We start from the raw sequence: 3298 nt of genomic DNA, 5'->3' as shown, positions 1-3298 counted from the left end.
CTCATCGCCTTCTTTGCCTGTTCACTCACTGCAGGGGTGAAGCTGTAGAAGATCCTCCCATTTCTGTCTTTCTTGCGCAAAGTTGTGATAAAATCACGATAGCAGATGGAGTCAAGATTTTACCAGATACCTGTAAACAGGAGGGGTGATCATTATGTCAAGAACGGTACTGATGCTCGCCGGTGTTGTGGTGCTGGTCATGGCTCTGCTAGCTTCACTAAACATCTCGACCGTTGTGGAGCCCGTCTGGCACGTCATCTTCAAGTGGATCGGCGGCGCTGCCATGATCCTTGTCGCTTATATGGACAAGGGCAAGAAGACCTAGCTGTTCTCAGTCGATTGCCGGCCCGGGGAGGATTCTCCGGGCTGTTTATTTTTCGCGTTCGATACCGCAGTAATTCGGAAGTCAGACAACAAGCGTTTCAACTCCTCAATTTCAATGTTTTCAGGATTTCCGAGGCTGTCTGCAAAGTACTGTTGGGTACATCATAACGGTCACCCTCAGTATCGCTCTTGTCGACAAAGAACTCAGGCATCAGATTGTGCTTGGAGTTGATGCCGCATGCTTCGCCGGGTTCTGCTTCAAGCTGCGGTTAGTGCGCTATCGTATTACTGTCTGGTGGGATCGTTGTTTTTCTCTTCAAGCGCTTCGATCAGCCTTCTTATTTCGGGGGAGTCGACTGGCAACTCTTCAGTAATTGAAAGAATCTCTTCGATAAGAGGATCTAGTCTCAGTCCATCGCTATGTTCCGATGCTTTGCTCTCTTTGCTTGCTTCGGCTTCGATGGTTTCAACGACCATTTTCTTGAGAGATATAGAAGTTGCCCGAAGCGAGTTTCTGATGATCTTTGCAATTTCCACTCTCAGTACCGGATTAGTCAGCCACCCGTTGTCTAGAATGATCCCGACACGGTAGTCGTCCGAGCATGATGGATCTTCCGATACGGCGTACAACAGGATTCTCCACAAGATGGGAGCTTTGGATCTCCGCCACCATTCGTAATAGAACTCCCTGTTCTTGTCATCGGTTTTTATAAGGAAGAGGATAGTGTCTCTCATCATATCTATGAATATGTGGAGCCATTCGGGCCCCGCCTCTCCTTCGCTCTCTTCGATTACTTTCCTAGCGCCGCATATGCTGTCGTGCTCTCTCAAGGTACTGTTCAAAACAGACATGTCGGCGACCGCTTTCATAAGCTGGGAGGTAAGGATCGACAGTATGTCTTCATAAAGGATGGCGAGGTTCGGTTCGAGCAGTTCCGACCAGAGCCTCTTCAGGCAATCAGTCGTTACAAGGGGTTCAAGGTCGTATTGTCTGTGGAAGAGAGAAAGCGTTGCCTCTCTTCCCGTCTGGGATAGAGAAAAGAAGTTCTGAATTGTCTTCGTTATTATCCAGGGATTTTCAGTTATTTCGACCTTCTTCAGAGCTTCGAGCATAGCTTGATCGGGTGTGTCGTGTTTGTGCCAATTGTTGAGAATCAGGTTGAGCCATTCCGCCAGAAAGTCGCCCGGTTTCTCTATCTCATTATTAGCGAGATACTGGACGATTGAGGAGACCAGATATGGGTTCAGCGGAGAGTTTCTTGAGACCAGAAAGGTAAGGTGCTCCTGATCTGAACTTTCGAAGGCTGTCTTAACGAACCAGTCGGCAAGGTTTCTCTCAATCTCGTCAAGTGGGCCGTCTTCATTGAAGAGGCTGTCGAGAAGTCCCCTTGAATCGAGCCACCGCACCCAGTCGAAGTCATTTGCAAAACGGCAGAAGACCTTCGTGAGATCCTCACGATTGAGGCAGTATGTCAGGTAGCTGTCTGCTTTCCTATCTTGGCCGGGCTTCTTGGATGCGAACCTGCCGATTCTCTCGGTATGACAGTTCAGGTCAGAACTTGCGAGAGAGGTCCACTTCTCGAGTGCCTTTTGAAGCTCGAGATGGGCAGTTGCTTCTTCGGGCACGAGCGGGTATGAAACGGGGATTACGTTGATTTCCTTCCATCTCTCTGCATCGCTAGCGCTGACGAGAGCGTATCTGTTTGACTGCCTTATGTCCAGACCTCTGGCCAGATAATCAACAATGGTGTCCCTGTGGCTGTAACCTATAAACAAAATCGTGTAGTCGGAGAGATAGAGATCGCGCAAGAAGTCTCTAGCCCAGCCCTCTGTGAGATATGCCCTTCCGAAGTCTCTGTTGGTAACTACCAACCATCTTGCGTCCTGCTCTACGTTTCCGTGCAAATAGACGATTCCCCTGAAATCGTCGCCTCTTGGAAGTGCGGGAGCTCTGAAGGTTTCAAAACCCGCATATCTGTCTTTGTACTCCCTGATGGTTGTGAGAAAGTGGGCGTCGTAGTTGGTCGTAACGATCTTCAGGTCGTGAGGGCCTTTGAATAGAAGTGGGATCAGCCTGTGAAGCTCCGATGGCTTGGAACTCTCTTCACTCATGATCTGCCTGACGATTTCGTGGACGCCCTCTTCTTCCCGTTTCGGGTTCAGGCTTCCGAGAAAGACGTCGGGCGGCTGGACTCTCTGCTGCCTCGCGTAATACTTCTGCTTGTATCGCTTCGCGACGGCTTTCGCAAGGTCGACAAAGCCGGGAATGTTCGAGGGGGAGGCCATCGAAACGCCGGCTCCAGCAAAGACGACGAGCCTGCCTTCCTCCTGGGCCCTAATAAGCTCGGTGGGGACGTTCACATTATCCGTTATGAACATGATCTTTCCCTCTTTCTTCGCGATGTGATCGACTTTTCAAAGGAGCGGAACCTGCCTCCGCAAGACATCTCTTTGATGCAATGATACTACTTCTCAGCTGACTGCGTTTCATATGTGGCTTCTGAGAAGAAGCCTTGCTCTGAAGCTGACGAAGAAGGCAGTCCTGCCTAAGCCGCTCGAAAAGAGAGTACGCATCGCCGGAGGGCCCATAGAGTTACAGCGGAGGCTTCAGATTTTGAGGCGGGCCAAAACAATAGAGAGTAATAGGATTCCCGACAGGGTCTCCATGCATATGAGCAAAAACACCTTGTCCAAACGTTAGGGTGGGATGCCGACGACTTAATTTGACAAACGCCTTAGCCGAACTCGAATAAAAAGCTTTCCCCATTCCCCAGTTCGACAAAAGCACTGTTGCACTGCTGGGCAATTCTGGGCACAATGGACGTTCCCATGAAGATAATCCTCATCTGTCAGTGGCCAACGGTTCGCCGCAAAGATCGATCGAGAAAGAGCATAGTCGAGACGTTCGCTGCGCTCACGAGAAGGCGAGAACTCTCTCCTCTGTCCCTTTCTCTCTCTTCAACTCGTACCTTCC

The 3298-nt window shown here is 50.1% G+C and carries 2 protein-coding genes; one reads left to right on the top strand and one right to left on the bottom strand.

The genetic code is table 11. From position 1 onward, the window contains the following. Positions 1-154 precede the first annotated feature (154 nt). On the top strand, positions 155-325 hold the full coding sequence (locus B3K91_RS02285) for a hypothetical protein (protein WP_165775378.1): 171 nt from the start codon (positions 155-157) through the stop codon (positions 323-325). A 284-nt stretch (positions 326-609) separates the two neighbouring features. Here B3K91_RS02285 and B3K91_RS02280 read toward each other — a convergent pair whose 3' ends face one another. Then, a complete protein-coding gene (locus B3K91_RS02280; RefSeq protein WP_292589640.1) occupies positions 610-2703 on the bottom strand; it encodes an SIR2 family protein in 2094 nt (697 codons plus the stop codon). Positions 2704-3298 lie beyond the last annotated feature (595 nt).

The sequence above is a fragment of the Mesotoga sp. UBA5847 genome (assembly GCF_002432735.1).
Taxonomy (GTDB): Bacteria; Thermotogota; Thermotogae; order Petrotogales; family Kosmotogaceae; genus Mesotoga.
The sequence above is the reverse complement of the archived record's forward strand: the minus strand, read 5'-3'. Positions and strand labels throughout refer to the sequence as shown.

What these genes read in the sequence shown, in the direction of transcription:
- B3K91_RS02285 (WP_165775378.1), top strand. Translation starts at nt 155, where the DNA reads ATGTCAAGAACGGTACTGATGCTCGCCGGTGTTGTGGTGCTGGTCATG.
- B3K91_RS02280 (WP_292589640.1), bottom strand. Translation starts at nt 2,703, where the DNA reads ATGTTCATAACGGATAATGTGAACGTCCCCACCGAGCTTATTAGGGCC.